18 protein-coding genes are annotated in these 16,615 nt (G+C 59.2%); 12 read left to right on the top strand and 6 right to left on the bottom strand.

Going from position 1 to position 16,615, the window contains the following annotated elements; all coding sequences use genetic code 11:
* The first annotated feature begins 2 nt into the window (after nucleotides 1-2).
* Nucleotides 3-971, top strand: a complete 969-nt coding sequence (fabG, locus tag MOV14_RS00430; protein WP_318537255.1) for a 3-oxoacyl-ACP reductase FabG — start codon at nucleotides 3-5, stop codon at nucleotides 969-971.
* 6 nt (nucleotides 972-977) lie between these two features.
* Here fabG and MOV14_RS00425 read toward each other — a convergent pair whose 3' ends face one another.
* Nucleotides 978-1,709, bottom strand: coding sequence for a helix-turn-helix domain-containing protein (locus MOV14_RS00425; protein WP_318537254.1), 732 nt, complete (start codon nucleotides 1,707-1,709; stop codon nucleotides 978-980).
* A 120-nt stretch (nucleotides 1,710-1,829) separates the two neighbouring features.
* On the opposite strand from MOV14_RS00425, the gene MOV14_RS00420 reads away from it, so the two are divergent.
* The 11 genes from MOV14_RS00420 to MOV14_RS00370 all read left to right on the top strand — a co-directional run bounded on the left by MOV14_RS00420 (nucleotide 1,830) and on the right by MOV14_RS00370 (nucleotide 12,816).
* A complete protein-coding gene (locus MOV14_RS00420) occupies nucleotides 1,830-2,885 on the top strand; it encodes an alpha/beta hydrolase (protein WP_318537253.1) in 1,056 nt (351 codons plus the stop codon).
* A gap of 82 nt (nucleotides 2,886-2,967) precedes the next feature.
* Entirely contained in the window at nucleotides 2,968-4,503 is a 1,536-nt protein-coding gene (locus MOV14_RS00415; protein ID WP_318537252.1) for a class I adenylate-forming enzyme family protein, read from the top strand.
* Between the two features lie 4 nt (nucleotides 4,504-4,507).
* Nucleotides 4,508-5,293, top strand: coding sequence for an alpha/beta fold hydrolase (locus tag MOV14_RS00410; protein WP_318537251.1), 786 nt, complete (start codon nucleotides 4,508-4,510; stop codon nucleotides 5,291-5,293).
* A gap of 7 nt (nucleotides 5,294-5,300) precedes the next feature.
* Nucleotides 5,301-6,092, top strand: a complete 792-nt coding sequence (locus tag MOV14_RS00405; protein ID WP_318537250.1) for an alpha/beta fold hydrolase — start codon at nucleotides 5,301-5,303, stop codon at nucleotides 6,090-6,092.
* Nucleotides 6,085-6,846 (top strand): ABC transporter ATP-binding protein, encoded by a 762-nt coding sequence (locus tag MOV14_RS00400; protein ID WP_318537249.1) that lies wholly within the window; start codon nucleotides 6,085-6,087, stop codon nucleotides 6,844-6,846. The genes MOV14_RS00405 and MOV14_RS00400 overlap by 8 nt, the downstream gene beginning before the upstream one ends.
* Before the next feature lies 1 nt (nucleotide 6,847).
* Nucleotides 6,848-7,567 (top strand): ABC transporter ATP-binding protein, encoded by a 720-nt coding sequence (locus MOV14_RS00395; protein ID WP_318537248.1) that lies wholly within the window; start codon nucleotides 6,848-6,850, stop codon nucleotides 7,565-7,567.
* 9 nt (nucleotides 7,568-7,576) lie between these two features.
* Nucleotides 7,577-8,440, top strand: a complete 864-nt coding sequence (locus MOV14_RS00390) for a branched-chain amino acid ABC transporter permease (protein ID WP_318537247.1) — start codon at nucleotides 7,577-7,579, stop codon at nucleotides 8,438-8,440.
* Between the two features lie 5 nt (nucleotides 8,441-8,445).
* Nucleotides 8,446-9,690: a branched-chain amino acid ABC transporter permease gene (locus MOV14_RS00385; RefSeq protein ID WP_318537246.1), complete on the top strand. Its 1,245-nt coding sequence runs from the start codon at nucleotides 8,446-8,448 to the stop codon at nucleotides 9,688-9,690.
* Between the two features lie 40 nt (nucleotides 9,691-9,730).
* Nucleotides 9,731-10,747, top strand: a complete 1,017-nt coding sequence (locus MOV14_RS00380) for a 3-oxoacyl-ACP synthase III family protein (protein ID WP_318537245.1) — start codon at nucleotides 9,731-9,733, stop codon at nucleotides 10,745-10,747.
* Nucleotides 10,748-10,815: 68 nt separating this feature from the next.
* Entirely contained in the window at nucleotides 10,816-12,324 is a 1,509-nt protein-coding gene (locus MOV14_RS00375; protein WP_318537244.1) for a substrate-binding domain-containing protein, read from the top strand.
* Nucleotides 12,325-12,444: 120 nt separating this feature from the next.
* On the top strand, nucleotides 12,445-12,816 hold the full coding sequence (locus tag MOV14_RS00370; RefSeq protein WP_318537243.1) for a DNA polymerase ligase N-terminal domain-containing protein: 372 nt from the start codon (nucleotides 12,445-12,447) through the stop codon (nucleotides 12,814-12,816).
* A 90-nt stretch (nucleotides 12,817-12,906) separates the two neighbouring features.
* On the opposite strand, the gene MOV14_RS00365 is transcribed toward MOV14_RS00370, so the two are convergent.
* The 5 genes from MOV14_RS00365 to MOV14_RS00345 all read right to left on the bottom strand — a co-directional run bounded on the left by MOV14_RS00365 (nucleotide 12,907) and on the right by MOV14_RS00345 (nucleotide 16,342).
* Nucleotides 12,907-13,107, bottom strand: a complete 201-nt coding sequence (locus MOV14_RS00365; protein WP_318537242.1) for a hypothetical protein — start codon at nucleotides 13,105-13,107, stop codon at nucleotides 12,907-12,909.
* A gap of 60 nt (nucleotides 13,108-13,167) precedes the next feature.
* Nucleotides 13,168-14,010 carry a uridine phosphorylase gene (gene udp / locus MOV14_RS00360; protein ID WP_318537241.1) on the bottom strand — a complete coding sequence of 281 codons (843 nt, stop codon included), beginning with the start codon at nucleotides 14,008-14,010 and terminating at the stop codon, nucleotides 13,168-13,170.
* A gap of 114 nt (nucleotides 14,011-14,124) precedes the next feature.
* A complete protein-coding gene (locus MOV14_RS00355; protein ID WP_318537240.1) occupies nucleotides 14,125-14,892 on the bottom strand; it encodes an ABC transporter permease in 768 nt (255 codons plus the stop codon).
* Nucleotides 14,893-14,895: 3 nt separating this feature from the next.
* The gene (locus MOV14_RS00350; protein WP_318537239.1) at nucleotides 14,896-15,873 is read right to left on the bottom strand and encodes an ATP-binding cassette domain-containing protein; all 978 of its coding nucleotides are present in this window, start codon (nucleotides 15,871-15,873) and stop codon (nucleotides 14,896-14,898) included.
* Nucleotides 15,866-16,342: a PadR family transcriptional regulator gene (locus MOV14_RS00345; protein ID WP_318537238.1), complete on the bottom strand. Its 477-nt coding sequence runs from the start codon at nucleotides 16,340-16,342 to the stop codon at nucleotides 15,866-15,868. Before MOV14_RS00345 ends, MOV14_RS00350 begins: the two co-directional genes overlap by 8 nt.
* Nucleotides 16,343-16,615 lie beyond the last annotated feature (273 nt).

Here is a 16,615-nt window from a genome sequence, read left to right as displayed (position 1 = left end):
GTATGGCGTGGAGAGTGAGGGTGTTTAGCGAGCTGTACCTGTCGGTTGAGCCGCACAAGTCCACGTGCGCCATAGCCATCGTGGAGAACGAGAGGGGGGAGAGGCTTGTTGCGCGGGTACCTGCCAGGTACTTCGGGAAGATAAAGCAGGGCGTGGAGGGCGAGGTTGTCGAGGAGTGGAGCGTGTTCGGCAAGCTCCCGGTCTTCATACCCAGGGTGCAGGAAGAGTACAGGAGGGTCGCCCTCGTCACCGGTGGGAGCAGGGGGATTGGGGCGGCGATCGCGCTGGAGTTCGCGAAGCACGGGTTCGATGTCGTGGTGGCGGACATTGTTCAGGACGCTGAGACCGAGAAGACCCTGGAGGCTATCCGGAGCCACGGCGTCAGGGCCTTCTTTGTGTACATGGACGTTTCGAAGAGCGAGAGCGTGTTCAAGGCTGTGGACGAGGCGGTGAAGCTCGCCGGGAGGATAGATGTCCTCGTCAACAACGCCGGGATAACAAAGGACACGTACCTCGAGAGGATGAGGGAGGAGGACTGGGACGCGGTCATAAACGTCAACCTCAAGGGAGCGTTCCTCTGCTCGAAGGCCGTTCTACCCATCATGAAGCAGGTGGGCGGCGGGGTGATTGTGAACATCTCGTCCATCGTTGGGCTTCTCGGCAACATCGCCCAAGCAAACTACGCCGCCTCGAAAGCCGGCCTCATAGGGCTCACGAAAACCCTAGCGAAGGAGCTCGCGCCCTACGGGATCAGAGTCGTGGCGATAGCGCCGGGCTTCGCGAAGACGAGGATGGCTCTAGCCGTGCCCTCAGCTATACTCCAGGAGTACATGCGGCGCATTCCTATACCGAGGCTCGTCGAGCCCGAGGAGATAGCGAAGCTGGTCTACCACGTTGTGGAGAACGAGGCTTTGAACGGGGTCGTGATACCCATAGACCTGGGAACCACGATAGCATCCCCAATAGCTTAGGCGGCGTTAAGAGTAGTTTTTCTCCCAGTCTTTTTTAACGGCCATCATGAAGTCTATTACTGAGCTTATAACCTTGAACTCCGCCCTCCTGAGGGACTTTATCACGCTCACCCTGGAGACCCCGAGCATGTTCGAGAGGTCAACGCTGTCCACACCCTTGGGCCAGGAGTAGTACCCCTTGCTTAGGGCGATTTTCAGCAGGTTCAACTGCTTGGGAGTCAGCCTGTTGAGCTGGGATATCATGCGGAGCACGGGGATGTAGTTCGCCGAGACGGCGACGAAGTCGTCTTCAGCCACCTCGTTGAGGTAGTACCTTCTAACGTGGTCCCTCTCCTTAACCCTGTCGAGGAAGTCGTAGAACTGCTTCTTGCTGACGAAGCCTAGGGTCCAACGCTCGACGCCGTTCCTGGCTATCCACGGCGACACGAACATGGCTCCCATTTTGACGCTGGTCTCCATAGTGTGTGTTTTAAGGATATACATGTAAACGCGCCACGTGTCTTCCGTCTTGCCGATGACCTTGTAATCCTTAACCTCAGGGATACTTGAGATGGCATCCAAGACGTTCTTCACACTAGCCTCGTCATCCCCCTTTATAGTTAGGTAGAGCTGCTCCACTCCTCTCGGGAGCTCCGAGACGTTGACGGTTAAGACGGTTGTCGTAATTCCCTCACGTTTTTCCGTGAGCTTCACGACAGGGCAGTCGTACTGCTCAATGTCAAACACTCCTATGTACATTTCATCCCGTGAATTCGTCGCAAAACTAACTTTTAAAGCTATCCATGCCCCTTTATTAAGTACGTTCTAAGCCGAAGCTCGAAGCGCTAAGCATTTATCCTATTGAAGCGCAATCTCCCCGTGACAGGGCTGAAAAACATCAAGATCCAAGTTGGAGATGAGGAGTACGCGCTCCTCCTCCGGGAAGGCGGCCGGAAGGCGATGGTTCTCGTGCACGGAAATCTCTCGAGCTCCGAAATATGGCATCCGCTCATTGGGGAAATCCCAGAAGAGTACACAATCGTCGCCCCGGACCTGTGCGGCTTCGGGGAAACGCGCTGCAACGGTATAGACGCTACCCGCGGGTTTGGAACGTTCACTGACCAGGTGCTGCGGATAATGAGCCACCTCGGAGTTGGGAAAACCGTGTTCGTAGGCCACAGCATGGGCGGGGGAGTGGTCCTCGACGTGATGTCCAGGCGCCCGGAAGTCGTCGAGCTGGCAATTCTCGTAGACCCCATGCCACCTTACGGGATGGGGGGAGTCAAGGGCCTCAACGGCGAGCCCTGCTTCCCGGACTACAGCGGCTCCGGTGGGGGTCTGATCAAGGTCTACAACCCCATGTTCCTCGGTGTGCTCGAGAAGCTTAAGAAGGGTGAAGCTCTTACCGGCGACGAGAGGCAACTGCTGGACGCCACCGTGGGCCTGTACTTCGCCCCAGGCTACAAGCCCAGCGAGAGGGTTTACGAAGCCATACTCTCGATGATGCGTAAGGCGAGTCTGGGCGACGACTTCTACCCCGGGGACTACACGCAGAGCCCTAACTGGCCGTTCGTGGCTCCAGGCACGAGAGGGGTGCTTAATGCCATGTCCCCCAAGTACTTTAACGCTAGGCCGGCCCTGCAGGCCCGCAGCAAGCCACCAGTCGTGTGGATTCACGGTAGCCAGGACCTGATGGTCTCGGACTCGAGCCCCGTGGACATCGGCTTCCTGGGGAAGAGCGGCTTCATACCAAACTACCCTGGGGAGGAGGTGTTCCCACCGCAGCCCATGTTCAGCCAGATAAAGGCTTTCCTGGAAGAGTACCGCGACCGCGGCGGCAGCTTTGAGGCGAGGATCATAGAGGGGGCCGGCCACACGCCGTTCGTCGAGAAGAGGGAGGAGTTCCTGGAGATCTTCAGGAAGAGCCTGCCGTAACGGCTATAACTTACCAGTGGTTAACCCTGTTAACTAAAAACGTAAAATCAAGACGCGCGTGTTTTCTCCCTTAGGTATTTAGATGAGCCTGAGTGCGGTTTACAGCTGTGGCAGGTGGGTCAACGACTGGATCTCGAGGAGAGCTGACATTACAGGCGGCTGGGTTGCTCTAAAGGACAATCTCGAGAAGCCCCTGCGGGTTGCCACCTTCTCGCAACTGGACAGGGATGCCGGTCGCATCGCGGGGCTCCTCCGCGAGGAGTGGGGCGTGGGCAAGGGGGACGTTGTAGCTATACTCTCGTGGAGCCGGATAGAGTTCGTCGAGGTGCTTCTCGCGTGCTTCAAGCTGGGGTGCGTGCTCGCCCCGATAAACACGCGCTACAGCAAGAGGGAGGTCTCGGAGTTCGTGGAGCAGACTAAGCCCAAGGTGGTTCTCTACGAGCGCGAGCTCGAGCAGGGTGTTGAGGGGATCAGCGTGGATAAAGCGTGCTACGACTGCGCAAGCGAGTTCAGCTTCTCTTCGAGGCAACCGCTAGAGGCATCTGCGGAGTGCTGCTTGGAGGACCCGGCTATGCTCCTCCAAACCGGGGGGACGACGGGGAAGCCCAAGTTCGCGGTGGTTAGCCACAGGATGATCCTGTGGAACGCGCTGAACACCGTGAGGGACCTGATAATACCCGGTGACGTGACGATCAACACACTGCCTCTCTTCCACATAGGCGCGTACACGTACCTCATCCCCCTCCTTATCTTCGGCGGCACAAGCATCCTGATGCACAGGTGGAACGTCGACGAGTTCATAGACCTGGTTGAGCAGGAGCGGCCATCGTTCCTCTTCCTCGTCCCGACGCAGCTCCGCATGCTCCTGCAGTCCCCTCGCTTCAAGGACGCTGACTTCTCCTCGGTGAGGTGGATAACCAGCGGGGGTGGGGCGCTGACGCGCGACCTCATCGAGAAGATATTCGAGAAGGGTGTTGTCCAGAAGCAGGGCTTCGGTATGACGGAGATGGGCCCAGGGGTGTTCGCGCTCGACCCGTGGGACGCTCAGCGCAAGATGGGCTCCATAGGCAAGCCGAACCTCCTGGTTGAGGCCAAGATCGTGAACCCCGAGGGCGCTGAGGTGCCGGCTGGCGCGGAGGGGGAACTGCTCCTCCGAGGCCCCTCCGTGTTCGCGGGCTACCTCAGGAACGAGGAGGAGATGCGGGCCCTCGTGCGTGACGGGTGGATCGCGACGGGGGATGTTGCCCGGAGGGACGAGGAGGGCTACTTCTGGATTGTGGGGAGGCTGAAGAACATAATAAGGAGCGGCGAGGAGAGCGTGTACCCCGAGGAGATCGAGAAGCTCCTGCTCATGCACCCGAAAATCAAGGATGTGGTGGTGATCGGCGTGCCTGACGAGAAGTGGGGGGAGGTGCCCAAGGCGCTGATCGTTCTCAAAGAGGGCGAGAGGATCACAAAGGAGGAGGTGGTGGAGTTCCTGCGCGACAAGATCGCCAAGTACAAGATCCCCAAGTACGTCGAGGTCGTGAAGGATCTCATCTACACAGAGACGGGGAAAGTATCCCGGTCGGCGCTCAAGCAGATGTACGGTCAGCCTCGGGACCGGTTGGAGGTGTAGAGCTATGGGTTACTACACGACTTCCGACGGCGTGAAGATATACTACGAGCTCCTGGGTACAGGTGAGAAGACTGTTGCGCTGCTGAACGGTATCGCGATGAACACCCTTGGGTGGAGGGTGCAGGCCGAGTACCTGAGGAACAGGGGTTTCAGGGTTCTCCTGCACGACATGAGGGGGCAGGGGCTCAGCGACAAGCCTAAGGGTGGCTACAGCCTTGAGAGGCACGCCCTAGACCTGAGGGAGCTGATGGAGGGCTTAGGGATCCGGAGCGCTTCGCTCGTGGGTATATCCTACGGGGGGAAGGTGGCGCTGCTCGCGGCAAGCATGTTCCCCGAGCTGATCGAGAAGGTGGTCGTCCTCAACACCTCCCACGCTGTTGACCGGGCGCTCATCGCGAGGGTTGACAGGTGGATCACGGTGTCTAGGCTGAGGTCTGGCAGGCTCCTCTGGCAGGCGATGGTCCCGGACATCTTCTCCGACAGGTTCCTCAACGAGAACTTCCAGTTCGTCGCCTCGCTGGCGCCCAACTTCGAGCTCATCGACTTCGACGCTTTCCAGGAGATGGCAAAGGCGTTCGTGAGGCTCGACCTGAGGGGGAAGCTGGCCAAGGGTAAACCCACACTCGTGGTTTCAGGGCTCGACGACAAGTTCTTCCCTCCGAGGTACTCGAAACTCATAGCCGACGAGCTTCCAGGCTCGAGGTACGTTGAGCTAGACTGCGGGCACGTGTCGATTTGGGAGAAGCCCCATGATGTGAATCGTATTGTTTATGAGTTTCTAGTCGGGTGAGTGGTGTATGGGTTCGGGTATATGGGAGTTTTTAGAGCACAAGTACGCGAGAAGCCACGACGGCTTGAAGATCCACTACGTGGCTGTGGGCCAGGGCAAACCCGTAGTCTTCGTCCACGGCCTCGGTGAAAGCTTCGCCACATGGAAGCCGCAGCTCGAGTTCTTCCCCAGGAAAGGCTTCCGCGCAGTAGCGGTGGACCTCAGGGGTCACGGGGATAGCGAGATACCGTCCAGGAGGATAACCATGGAGGACTTCGCCAGGGATGTTCTGAGCGTCCTAGACGCTGAGGGGGTCGAAAAGGCTTACATGGTGGGCTACTCCATGGGTGCGCTGGTGCTCCTCGAGCTCTACAAGATCGCACCACAGAGGTTCGAGAAGCTCGTCCTCGAGGCAACCGCACCCGAGTACCCGCCTGCAATGACAGAGGTTCTCGAGAACATGTCCATGCACGAGATCGCTCAGCAGGTGGCGGAGTTCGCGGTCTCCCCCGTGGCGCCGAGCGAGCTTAAGAGGGAGATCTACGAGATAATCTCCCGTACAGACAAGCGCGTCTACATCCAGAGCGCTGAGGCGGCAACCCAGAAGAGCTACCGGGATATCCTGAGGTCTATACAGGTTCCCACGCTCCTGATCTCAGGTGAGCTGGACTACATTTCCCCGCCTGAGGTGGTCGACGAGATGTCGAGGCTAGTGCCCAACTCGAAGCCGCTGATACTAGGAGGAGTCGGGCACATGCCCCACCGCGAGAGGCTGGAGCTCTTCAACGAGGCTGTCCTGGAGTTCCTGACCGGTGTCTAGATTGAGGGGATTTATCCTCAGGACGTCCAACCTTACCAAGAGGTTCGGAGGCCTCGTGGCGGTCAACAACGTGAACCTTGGAGTCAAGCCCAACACGATCCACGCCATTATCGGCCCAAACGGGGCAGGCAAAACCACTCTTTTCAACCTGATAACAGGGGTTCTCAAGCCAACAAGCGGCAGGGTGTTCTTTGAGGACCGGGATATCACGGGCAAGCCCCCCCACGCGATCAGCGCGCTCGGGATCACGAGGTCCTTCCAGGTCTACTCGATATTCCCGAACCTCACAGTCCTCGAGAACATAAGGCTCGCAGTGCAGGCCTCTTGGGGAAGGATGAAGTGGGACTTCTTGAGGCCCGTCACCTCGTACAGGGAGGTGACCTGGGAGGCTATGAGGATCGCCTCGATAACCGGCCTCTACGCCAGGACCGGGCTCCTTGCCCGGGACCTCACACCGGGGGATAAGAGGAAGCTCGAGATAGCCATGGCTCTAGCCGGTAAGCCCAAGCTCATAGCCCTAGACGAGCCGACGGCCGGCGTATCCACGGAGGAGGTGCCCTCCATCACCCGCCTCGTCAGGAGGCTTAGAGACGAGATGGGGAAGACGGTGGTCGTCATAGAGCATAAAATAGACGTGGTACTAGAGCTGGCCGACACTGTTAGCGTGATGAGCCAGGGTAGCATTATCGCCGAGGGGCCGCCGAGGGAGATCGTGGAGAACCGGGAGGTTCAGAGGATATACCTGGGTGAGTGAGATGGGCGAAAAGATCCTAGTGGTTGATAACCTCCACACCTACATATCGGGCTACCACATCCTCCAGGGCGTTTCCTTCGAGGTCGAGAGAGGAACGGTCACCGCGATCCTCGGCAAGAACGGTGTGGGGAAGACAACAACTCTGAAGACCATAGCCGGGATTTACAAGCCCGCTAAGGGGAGAGTGGTTTTCAAGGGGGAGGATGTTACAGGTCTACCTCCGCATCGAGTCACGCTCAAGGGGGTTAGCTACGTCCCGGCTGAGAAGAATATCTTCGCGACGCTGACGGTGGAGGAGAACCTCCGCCTCGCCTACAACGGCCCCAAGGACAGGCTACTTGAGAGGCTCGAGGTGGTGTACAGCCTATTCCCTGAGCTGAAGAAGCTCTCCCGGATGATGGCTGGTAACCTCAGCGGCGGGCAGCAGAGGATGCTTGCTATCGCCTGCGGTATGGTGCGTGAGCACGAGTTGCTGATCCTGGACGAGCCGAGCGAGGGGCTAAGCCCGATTTACGTGAAATCGTTTCTGAGGAGGCTCAAGGAGTTTAAGGATGAACACGGGAAGACTGTTCTCCTGGTTGAGCAGAACTTCGCGCTCGCCAGGGAGATAGTGGACTACGTGTACCTCATGGATAAGGGTGTTGTCGTGACGGGTTTCCCGGCGAGCGCGTTGGAGGAAAACCGGGATGTCGTAAGGAGGATTCTTGGTGTGAGCCTGTAGGTGGTGGGTATGTTTACGTGGGATTTCTTCCTTAGCGCTGTTATTGACGGGCTAGCCTACTCTTCCATGATCTACATGGCTTCCCTCGGGCTTGTGATCATCTTCGGCCTGATGGACGTTTTCAACCTCGCGCATGGGGCCTTCTTCGGCCTAGGAGCGTACCTCTTCGTAACTCTCTACTACCTTACAGGGAACTTCGTTCTCAGCGCCGCCGTGACGCTTGCCTTGGGAGCCCTCGTTGGGCTAGCCACCGAGAGGCTGGTTATCAAGCCGGTTTACGGGAACCCTCTAGCCCAGCTACTCGTCACGATGGGGCTGATGACCCTGCTGTTCACGCTGATCCAGCTTATATGGCCCACTGGCCTGACTTTCCCCGAGACCAGCAACTTCCTCGTATCGGGCTACATTGAGGTGGGCTCGCTGAGAGTCAGGGTGTACAAGCTGCTCCTAGCCTCGTTCGGTTTCCTGCTCTTCGCCGCTGTCAGCTTAGTCCTCTCGAAGACGATGTTCGGGGTGAAGCTCAGGGCTGGGACGGAGAGCAGGGAGCTCGCGGAGGTGTTCGGAATCAATGTGTCGACGCTCTTCATGGTGGCGTTCTCGTTGGGGGTGGCTCTCGCGTTCCTGGGAGGAGCCCTCGTAGCGCCCCTGACGCACGCTACGGTTGAGCTACCCGTGTACTTCTCGCTGCTCAGCTTCGCGATTCCCGTCGTCGGGGGGATGAAGAGCTACACTGGAGCCTTCTACGCTAGCCTCCTGATAGGCTTCATTGACCGCTTCACAGCCTACTTTGCCCCATGGATAACCTTCGCCATCGACCTCTTCGTTATGATCATCGTGCTCGTGGTTAAACCCGAGGGGCTGTTCGGTAGGTGATGCGAGTGGAGAGGCTAAGGCAATTAGTCCTCCCGGAAAGGTTCGTCGGCTACGCCTCGCTGACCACCCTCCTCGTCGTCCCTTGGCTGGACCGGACGCTCGGCTCAACTCTCGCCATCGCGTACGTGTGGGCCTTGCTAGCCCTAAGCTACAACGTGCTCATCGGTCTAGCGGGGATAGCCAGCTTCGGCCACGCTGTGCCGTTCGGCGTTGCGGCGTTCCTGACAGCCATCATGCTAAACGCCGGTGTGCCGTACGCGGCTACGATGATCTGCGCGGCACTGGTCGCCGCTCTAGCATACACTGCGGTGGGTGTTCCTGCCTTCCGCGTTAGGGGGCTGTACTACGCTATCCTGACCCTCGCGGTGGCGGAGGCGCTCAGGAGCACGATCGAGTCGACTGCTAGAACCACGGTGGCCATAACGGTTGGGTCGATACCAGAGCTGACGAGCGCCTTTGGCCTCTGGCTGTACCTCGCCGTCCTCGCGCTAGCTCTAGCCGTCACCTTCGTCTCAGCCGTGAACGACGTTAGGTATACTCGGAGGAGGAGAGTGAAGTGGGCCAAGACCGTCGTCTACGCGGCGATGCTCGCGCTGCTCGCCGCCGCCTCCGTTAAATCGTTCGCGGATTCGCTCGGGTTCCTCGCCGAGCTGGGTGCAGGGGCACCGTATGTCAAGGTCATCAGGTTCCTCTACCCCATAAACCTCTACCTCCTCTCGCTTCTAACGCTGTACGTCTCATACCTCGTGGTGAAGCGCATCTCCGTCTCCCCGCTCGGCGCATCGCTCCTGGCGGTTCGCGAGAACCCGATCAGGGCCTCCGTTCTCGGCTACAACGTCTTCGCGCACCAGCTCGCCGCTTTCCTCATCTCGGGCTTCTTTGCCGGCGTCGCTGGCAGCGTGTACGTTGCCCTCATACCTACGGTGATGACCGACGTCTTCTCCTCGGACAAGACGTTCACAGCCCTGGTTGGGACAATAGTAGGTGGCATCGGGACGCTACCCGGGCCCATAATCGGGGGGATACTCGTCGGCGTCCTGAGGGACTACCTCTCGGCCCTCTCGCCCACACTACTGAGCGTCGGGTGGCTCTCCATGCAGCAGGCACAGCTCCTCCCCAGCTTCCTGCTCGGCCTGCTCTACGTGGTTGTCGTGCTCTCGCTGCCCTACGGGATCTGGGGGACTTGGCTGCTTAGGGGCTGGAGGCTCAAGCGAAGGCTTGAAGCACTTCTCGGAGGGGAAACTAGTTAACCTTACTTTTATTTACAAACCATGCTTCTACTCTTAACCGATGGTAGCGAAACCTGAGATCAAGAAGTACGCGCGCATCGTGAGCACCGGGATCTCGCTGGGCAAGAACCTCGTGACCAACGACGACTACGAGAAAGTCTTCGGCCTCAAGCTCCCCGATGCCTGGAGAAACGCCCTCGAGAACAGGATCGGGATTAAGCACCGCTACGTCTCATCCCCTGACCAGCCCCCCTCAGACCTCGCCGCCGAGGCGGCGCGCATGGCCCTCGAGAACGCTAAGCTCAGCATCGACGACATCGACCTGATAATCGTGGCCACCGATACCCCCGACTTTCAAACCCCCCCGACGGTCAACCCCCTCCACTACAAGCTCGGGGCGAAGCTGAAAACAGGGGGCTTCGACATCAACGCCGCGTGCGCCGACAACACGATCGCGTTGATACTGGCAAGCCAGAGCATCATGCTCAACGAGGATGTTAACTACGCTCTCGTCGTCTCCCCCTACACCATGACGAAGTTCATCGACCCGCAAGACGTGACGGCCTCGGTCTTCTCCGACGGCGCCGGTGCGGTGATACTGGGGCCGTCAGAGGAGCCAGGCTTCATAACCGGGAAGATAATAGCGGACGGAAGCTACTACGACTACTGGGGTATATACGTGGGCGGGGCTAGGCCTGTCTCCGAGGAGGTGATTAAGGAGAAGTGGCACAAGCTGAGGTACCTGAAGCGCTACCCGCCCGACATCAACCTCCGACACTGGCCCGGGCTCGTGCAGGACACGCTCAGGAAAGCCGGGCTGACACCCAACGACATAAGCCACTACTTCGTCACGCAGGTTAACAGGGAGATGATACACCAGCTGATGAGGCTCCTAGGGCAGCCCATCGAGAAAGCCCCGACGATAATGGAGAAGTACGGCTACACCGGCTCAGCCTGCGTGTTCATGGCTCTCCACGACGCTGTGACCCAGGGGAGGATCAAGAAGGGGGATTACATCCAGTTCGTGACCTCCGGAGTAGGCTTCGTGATGGCCAGCGCGGTGTTCCGCTGGGTGTGAAAAGCCGGGGCGTGAATAGTAGTTAACCTTATCTTTATTCAACACGTTTTTCGCCACTCTAGACTCGTATGGCAAGAAAAAAGGTAGCTGTTATACTCGCACTGCTCCTTGCTCTCTCAGGGCTCTCCGGAACGCTGAGCGCGCAGCCGCAGGAGATCCGAATAGGCATCGTCACGGACAGGTCAGGGGCGCTGAGCTACTACGGCGACATGTCTATAAACGGCTTCATCCTAGGCCTGATGTACGCTCTGAACATCTCTAGCTTCGAGACCGTCACTCCCAACCTCGAGTGGAAGCTGAACTGGCAGGGGAGGACTATACACATAATCGCCGCCAGCAACGTCCCAGCGGGGCAACAGGTCCCGGACCCTGTGACGGCCACGAAGGCAGCCGAAGACCTCATCCAGAACAAGGGCGTCGAGATCCTTGTCGGCACGGCTGACAGCCCCTCAGCCATCGCTCTGACTCAGATCGCGGAGAAGTACAAGATAGTGTTCATCGTCGTCCCAGCGGCGGACCACGAGATAACGAAGACCTACCTCAACAGGTACGTCTTCCAGCTCTCTAGCACGACGTGGCACGACGCCATCGCGGGGGGCACCTTCGCGGTTAAGCTCGGCAAAACCGTCGCGTTCATCGCGCCCAGCAACTCCTGGGGCAGGTCCACCGTTGAAGCATGGTCCAGCGTGATACAGCAGAACGGGGGCACCGTTGTAGCCGACATCTACGCGCCTGTCACCACAACGGACTTCACGCCCTACATCCAGGCGCTCCTGGCCTCCAAGGCAGAGGTCTTCATACCCGTCTGGAGCGGGGCCACAGCCCTAACCCTTTACCAGCAGATAAACGCGTCCGGAGTCTACCAGAAGATGAAAGTGACGTCCGGCATCCCGGATCTCGCGACGCTGAACTTGTTGCGAATGGGCCTCTACCTCCCCAACTACCAGGGTATGATGAAGTACGCCTGGAACCTTCCGCAGAACAACCCCGTTAACAACTGGCTTGTCTCCAAGTACGTGGAGCTCTACAAGCAGAAGGCGCTGCCGACGATGGGATCCCTCCTCGCGGCCTTCCCGCTGCCCGATCTGTTTGTCGGCGAGGGCTTCGTCGCCGGCCACGCACTAGGCCTTGCACTGAAGAAAACCGGGGGCTCCACGGACTCCGAGAAGCTTATAGCGGCCCTGGAGGGTCTAAACTTCTTCTCAGTTAAAGGCCAGATCACGATCAGGAAAGAGGACCACAGGACCGTGCAGGACATGTACATAGCGCAGATAGTCTGGGACAACAGCACTCTCGCGAAGTACTACAGGCCGGAGGAGCTGCCAGACCTCTACAAGCCCCTGCTTAAGACCGGCATTTTCGCCCCCAAGTACATCGACACCGTGCAGAGTGTGACGCCTCCGATTGAGGTGAACCTCTACGCTCAGCAGCCTCAGCCCACTCAGCCTCAGCAACCGCCAGCCCAGCAACCCGCCCAGCCGGCTCAGGACTACACGATGATCATCATAGCCTTGATAGTTGTTGCAGTGGTAGTCGCGGCCGCCCTGATCGCCCTTCGCAGAAGGCAGAAAAAATAAAACTGCTCTTTTTCCCATTCTTTTCTTCTAACTCCTCAGAATACGCCATGTTAGCCAAATCTCGTTTCTAGGCGTTGCGCTTATTTCCCAGCAAATCGCAGGAGTAGTAGGCGAGGCAAGGTGGCTTCTCGTAGGGCCAGGTTTGTTGTCCACGAGCACGACGCAAGGCGCGCGAGGCTGCACTACGACCTGAGGATTGAGATGGGTGGGGTGCTGAAGGACTGGGCCTTCAGGAAGCAGCCGCCCCTGGAGCCCGGTGTCAAGAGGTACGGTGTGCAGCAGGAGGACCACGGGCTCGAGTGGCTGGACTTCGAGGGGGAGATAAAGGAGGGCTACGGGGCTGGGACGATGAGGATCTGGGACAAGGGGGAGTACGAGCTCCTGGAGTCCTCGGGCGACAAGCTTGTCCTGAGGTTTTACGGCTCGAAGCTGAAGGGGACCTACGTCCTCCTCAGGTTCAAGGACGGCTGGCTCTTCTTCAAGACGAGGTAGGCAAGGGTTTTAGCGCCCCTTGCCTCCAGGTTTGTAGTGGTGATGAGGCAAAGCCCTCCGATTGGTGAGGAGGCTGCGCCCAACTGACCGCTAGCCACCGAGTGCCCTGCTATTCGAATGGCTGTGGTCCGGCTTGGGGCCTCTGATTCGCCTCTCATGCCGACGAAGATCGGGGAGCACGTGAAACAGCTGGCTCAGCGCCACGAGCCTGCCGCCGAGCAGCAGCGCGGCAAGATACGTGAGGAGCGTCTGCGTGGTCACGGGTACTGGGCTTAAGGGTAACGGAACCACACAAGCGCCCCAGCTGCCGTGAGGGCGGCGAAGAGGGCTGAGAGCAAAAGGTCGCGGGGCTCACTGCCTGCACACTAACTCCCTTAGGAGAGAGGGGTACAGGTGCTTTTTACCTCCTTTTAAAGCGTCCCACTCGTGGAGGATCCTCACGGCCTCGTTAGCCACTCTAACGGCGTCCTCAACCCCCGCCTCTGGGACGAACTCGTCTGTCACCCTGTTGGCTAGGACGGCGAGCACCGCCCCGGCTCTGGCCCCGTAGATCGACGCGAGCGTGAACACCGTTGCGGCCTCCATCTCGAAGCTCAGCACCCCGGCGGCCTGGAGGTCGGCCATGAGGCTTGGGGACCAGCTCGGCTGGTAGCCCTTGAACCCCGGCCTGGACTGCCCCGTGTAGAAGGTGTCGGTTGAGGCGACGACGCCCACATGGTACCTCGCGCCCAGGCTCTCGGCCGCCTCTATGAGCGCCAGCGCGACTTCGAAGTGCGCTAGGGCTGGGTATTCCGCCATCACGTACTCCTGGCTGGCGCCGTCGAGCCTGACGGCCCCGGTGGCGATCACGAGGTCGCCGACCCTGATGTCACGCTGTATAGCCCCCGTGGTCCCGACCCTTATGAGCGTACCGGCTCCGACCCTCAGTAGCTCCTCGACGGCTATGGACGCGGCGGGGCCCCCGATACCGGTGGACGTGGCTGAGATGGGTGCCCCCTTGTACCTCCCGGTGTGGGTCGTGTACTCGCGGTGCCTCGCGACCTCGCGCCTCTCATCCCAGAAGCTGGAGATCAGCGGAACCCTGTCTGGGTCGCCGGGGAGCAGAACGTACGGGGCGACATCGCCGGGCTTGCACCTGATGTGGTACTGCAAGCCTCCCCCGAGGTCGGGGCTCCTGGCCGAGACACTTGCCACGAGTGGCTGGGGAGTAGCAGGCTAAAAAACATTATTTTGCTGTCTGCTCGCTACAGCTTCGAATAGAGAAAGAGTAGGTTTAGAAAAAGGGGGTTGTGATTGGGGCTACGGGTTTTAGTCCTCGATTGTTGCCCTCTCGAAGGATCTGACGCCTATGAAGAGCAGGATGGCCGTTAGGGCGAGCAGGAGCGCGATGTCCTCGGCTGGGTCGAAGTAGGATACCCCGGTGAGCCAGAACCGCATGCCGTCCACGGCGTAGGTTGCGGGGTTGAAGTAGGCTATCGCCTTCATCCAGTCGGGCATCGTAGTGAGGGGGTAGAAGATGCCGCTCATGAAGAGCAGGGGCATCGTTATCAGGTTGACGATCATCTGGAAGCCCTCCATGCTCGAAAGCTTCACAGAGAGGGCTATGCCGAAGCTCGCGAAGCCCAGGGAGAGGAGCAGCCCGTAGAGGAACGCCGGTATCACGCCTGCGGGGTTGAGGCCAGGGGCTATCAGGAAGACCAGCGCGAGTATCACCATGGCCTGGAGGTTCACCACCAGCGCGTCGCCGAGCGCCCTGCCCAGGATCACCTCCGCCCTGGACGCGGGGGCGACGAGGGTCTCCTTGAGGAAGCCGAACTGCTTGTCCCAGATCACCGACACCCCGCTCATGAAGGAGCCGGTCATTACGGTCATGGCGACCATCCCTGAGGCGAGGTAAGTTAGGTAGTCTAGCCCCCCGAACATCGCCCTGGCGCCCGGGAAGCTGAAGGCCCTGCTCCACCCCATGCCGAAGAAGACCAGCCATATCAGTGGCTGGACGATGGTCATGACGAGCCTGGACCGCGCGTTTACGAACCTCTTCACCTGCCTGTATACCATCGGAACTACTCCCTTCATAACCTACCACCTCCTATGCGGCGGCCTGGGCCCGCCCTCCTCAAGCGAGTCGCGGAGCTCGCGCCCCGTCAGGTGGATGAAGACCTCGTTGAGAGTGGGCCTCTTGTACGTGACCTCCACAATCCTGAGCCCCTTGCTTCCGGCGAGCTCGAATATCCTGGGCAGCGCGGTTGAGGCGTTCTTGACCACGAGCTGCACTGTGTTCCTTGAGACGGGCTTGCAGTTCTCGATGAAGTCGGCTTCAATGCAGGGCGTGGCCTCGATGTGGCCGTCGAGCTTGAGGTAGACCACCTCGTTGCCGAGCATCGACTTCAGCTCCTCGGGGGAGCCCTCGGCCTTTATCTTGCCGTGGTCCATTATAGCTATGCGGTCGCACAGCTGGTCCGCCTCGTCCATGTAGTGCGTCGTCAGGAGGATGGTCATGCCGTGCTCCTTCTTTATAGCCGTTATGTAGTCCCATATCTTCACCCGCGTCTGGGGGTCCAGGCCTATCGTCGGCTCGTCGAGGAACAGTATATCGGGCTCGTGGAGGAGGGAGCGGGCGATCTCGAGCCTCCTCCTCATGCCCCCGGAGAAGTTCTTCACAAGCTTGTTGGCGTAGGGCTTCAGCTCCACGAAGTCGAGGAGCTCGTAGATCTTCCTCTTCAGCTCCTCCCCGCTGAGCCCGTACAGCCTGCCGTGGATGTACATGTTGTCGTAGGCCGTGAGCTGGTTGTCGATGCTCGGGTCCTGGAAGACGATGCCTATGCGCTTCCTCACCTCGTGGGGCTGCTCGACCACGTCGAAGCCCGCCACGAGCGCCCTACCGCTGGTGGGCCTCAGGAGCGTCGTCAGGATGTGTATGGTGGTTGTCTTGCCGGCGCCGTTCGGCCCCAGGAGGCCGTAGATCTCACCGCTCTTGACCTTGAAGCTTACGTGGTCCACTGCCGTCACGTCCTTAAACCTCTTAACTAGGTCCTCCACGACGATTGCCTCACTCACCGCCACCACCCCTCAGGATACCCAAAACCCTGTACTCGAAGTCCATAATAGCCCTCCTGAGCTCCTCAACTTGCCTGTCACTCAACCTATCCATACTCCCCAGTACCTCGTCAACAACCTGGAAGACCCGGGAGAGCCCCGAGTCGTTAAAACGCCTGAACGATCGGGCGAGCCTCAAAACCTCCTCAACCTGGCTGCGGTGGCTCTCGAGAACCCTCCTCCCCTCCTCGCTCAAGCGGTAGACCTTCACAGCCTTACCACCCCTTTCAACCTCATCGACCTCCACCAGCCCGCTCCTAACCAGGCTCCTGAGCAGTGGGAAGAAGGCGCCACTGCTCGGCATGAAGCCCGTCAGCTCGCCGAGCCTCCGCATGATCCCGTACGCGTGCGTAGGCTCCTCGCTGAGTATCTGGAGCACGAGCAACCTCAAGCCACCCCGGAACCTGCTCTTGAACCGAAACCTCTGCATACATGTCTGCAGACAGTCTATAGACATTACTTTATAAACCTTTCGCATAAGGGAAGCTATCCCTAGACCACTCAGTATTTATCCCTCCGCGGCGGATTCAATGAAGGATGATTGAAGGTCTGGAGCCCTGAACAGTGATGAGAAACTTTAACCCTGAATCCCAACATATCTTCGAAGCTTTCCGGAAGAAACAGCTCTGCCCGGCGGTGAAAAGAACCCCTTTCACTTTCGAGTAGTTGGAACCCGGCAGAGCTCTAACGATGTATCTGACCT

This window comes from Infirmifilum sp. NZ (genome assembly GCF_022693705.1).
In the GTDB taxonomy this organism is placed as follows: domain Archaea; phylum Thermoproteota; class Thermoprotei; order Thermofilales; family Thermofilaceae; genus Thermofilum.
This window is presented reverse-complemented; position numbering and strand designations above follow the sequence as displayed.

What these genes read in the sequence shown, in the direction of transcription:
- MOV14_RS00425 (WP_318537254.1), bottom strand. Translation starts at nt 1,709, where the DNA reads ATGTACATAGGAGTGTTTGACATTGAGCAGTACGACTGCCCTGTCGTG.
- MOV14_RS00405 (WP_318537250.1), top strand. Translation starts at nt 5,301, where the DNA reads ATGGGTTCGGGTATATGGGAGTTTTTAGAGCACAAGTACGCGAGAAGC.
- MOV14_RS00415 (WP_318537252.1), top strand. Translation starts at nt 2,968, where the DNA reads ATGAGCCTGAGTGCGGTTTACAGCTGTGGCAGGTGGGTCAACGACTGG.
- MOV14_RS00410 (WP_318537251.1), top strand. Translation starts at nt 4,508, where the DNA reads ATGGGTTACTACACGACTTCCGACGGCGTGAAGATATACTACGAGCTC.
- MOV14_RS00390 (WP_318537247.1), top strand. Translation starts at nt 7,577, where the DNA reads ATGTTTACGTGGGATTTCTTCCTTAGCGCTGTTATTGACGGGCTAGCC.
- MOV14_RS00355 (WP_318537240.1), bottom strand. Translation starts at nt 14,892, where the DNA reads ATGAAGGGAGTAGTTCCGATGGTATACAGGCAGGTGAAGAGGTTCGTA.
- MOV14_RS00380 (WP_318537245.1), top strand. Translation starts at nt 9,731, where the DNA reads ATGGTAGCGAAACCTGAGATCAAGAAGTACGCGCGCATCGTGAGCACC.
- MOV14_RS00345 (WP_318537238.1), bottom strand. Translation starts at nt 16,342, where the DNA reads ATGCAGAGGTTTCGGTTCAAGAGCAGGTTCCGGGGTGGCTTGAGGTTG.
- fabG (WP_318537255.1), top strand. Translation starts at nt 3, where the DNA reads ATGGCGTGGAGAGTGAGGGTGTTTAGCGAGCTGTACCTGTCGGTTGAG.
- MOV14_RS00395 (WP_318537248.1), top strand. Translation starts at nt 6,848, where the DNA reads ATGGGCGAAAAGATCCTAGTGGTTGATAACCTCCACACCTACATATCG.
- MOV14_RS00375 (WP_318537244.1), top strand. Translation starts at nt 10,816, where the DNA reads ATGGCAAGAAAAAAGGTAGCTGTTATACTCGCACTGCTCCTTGCTCTC.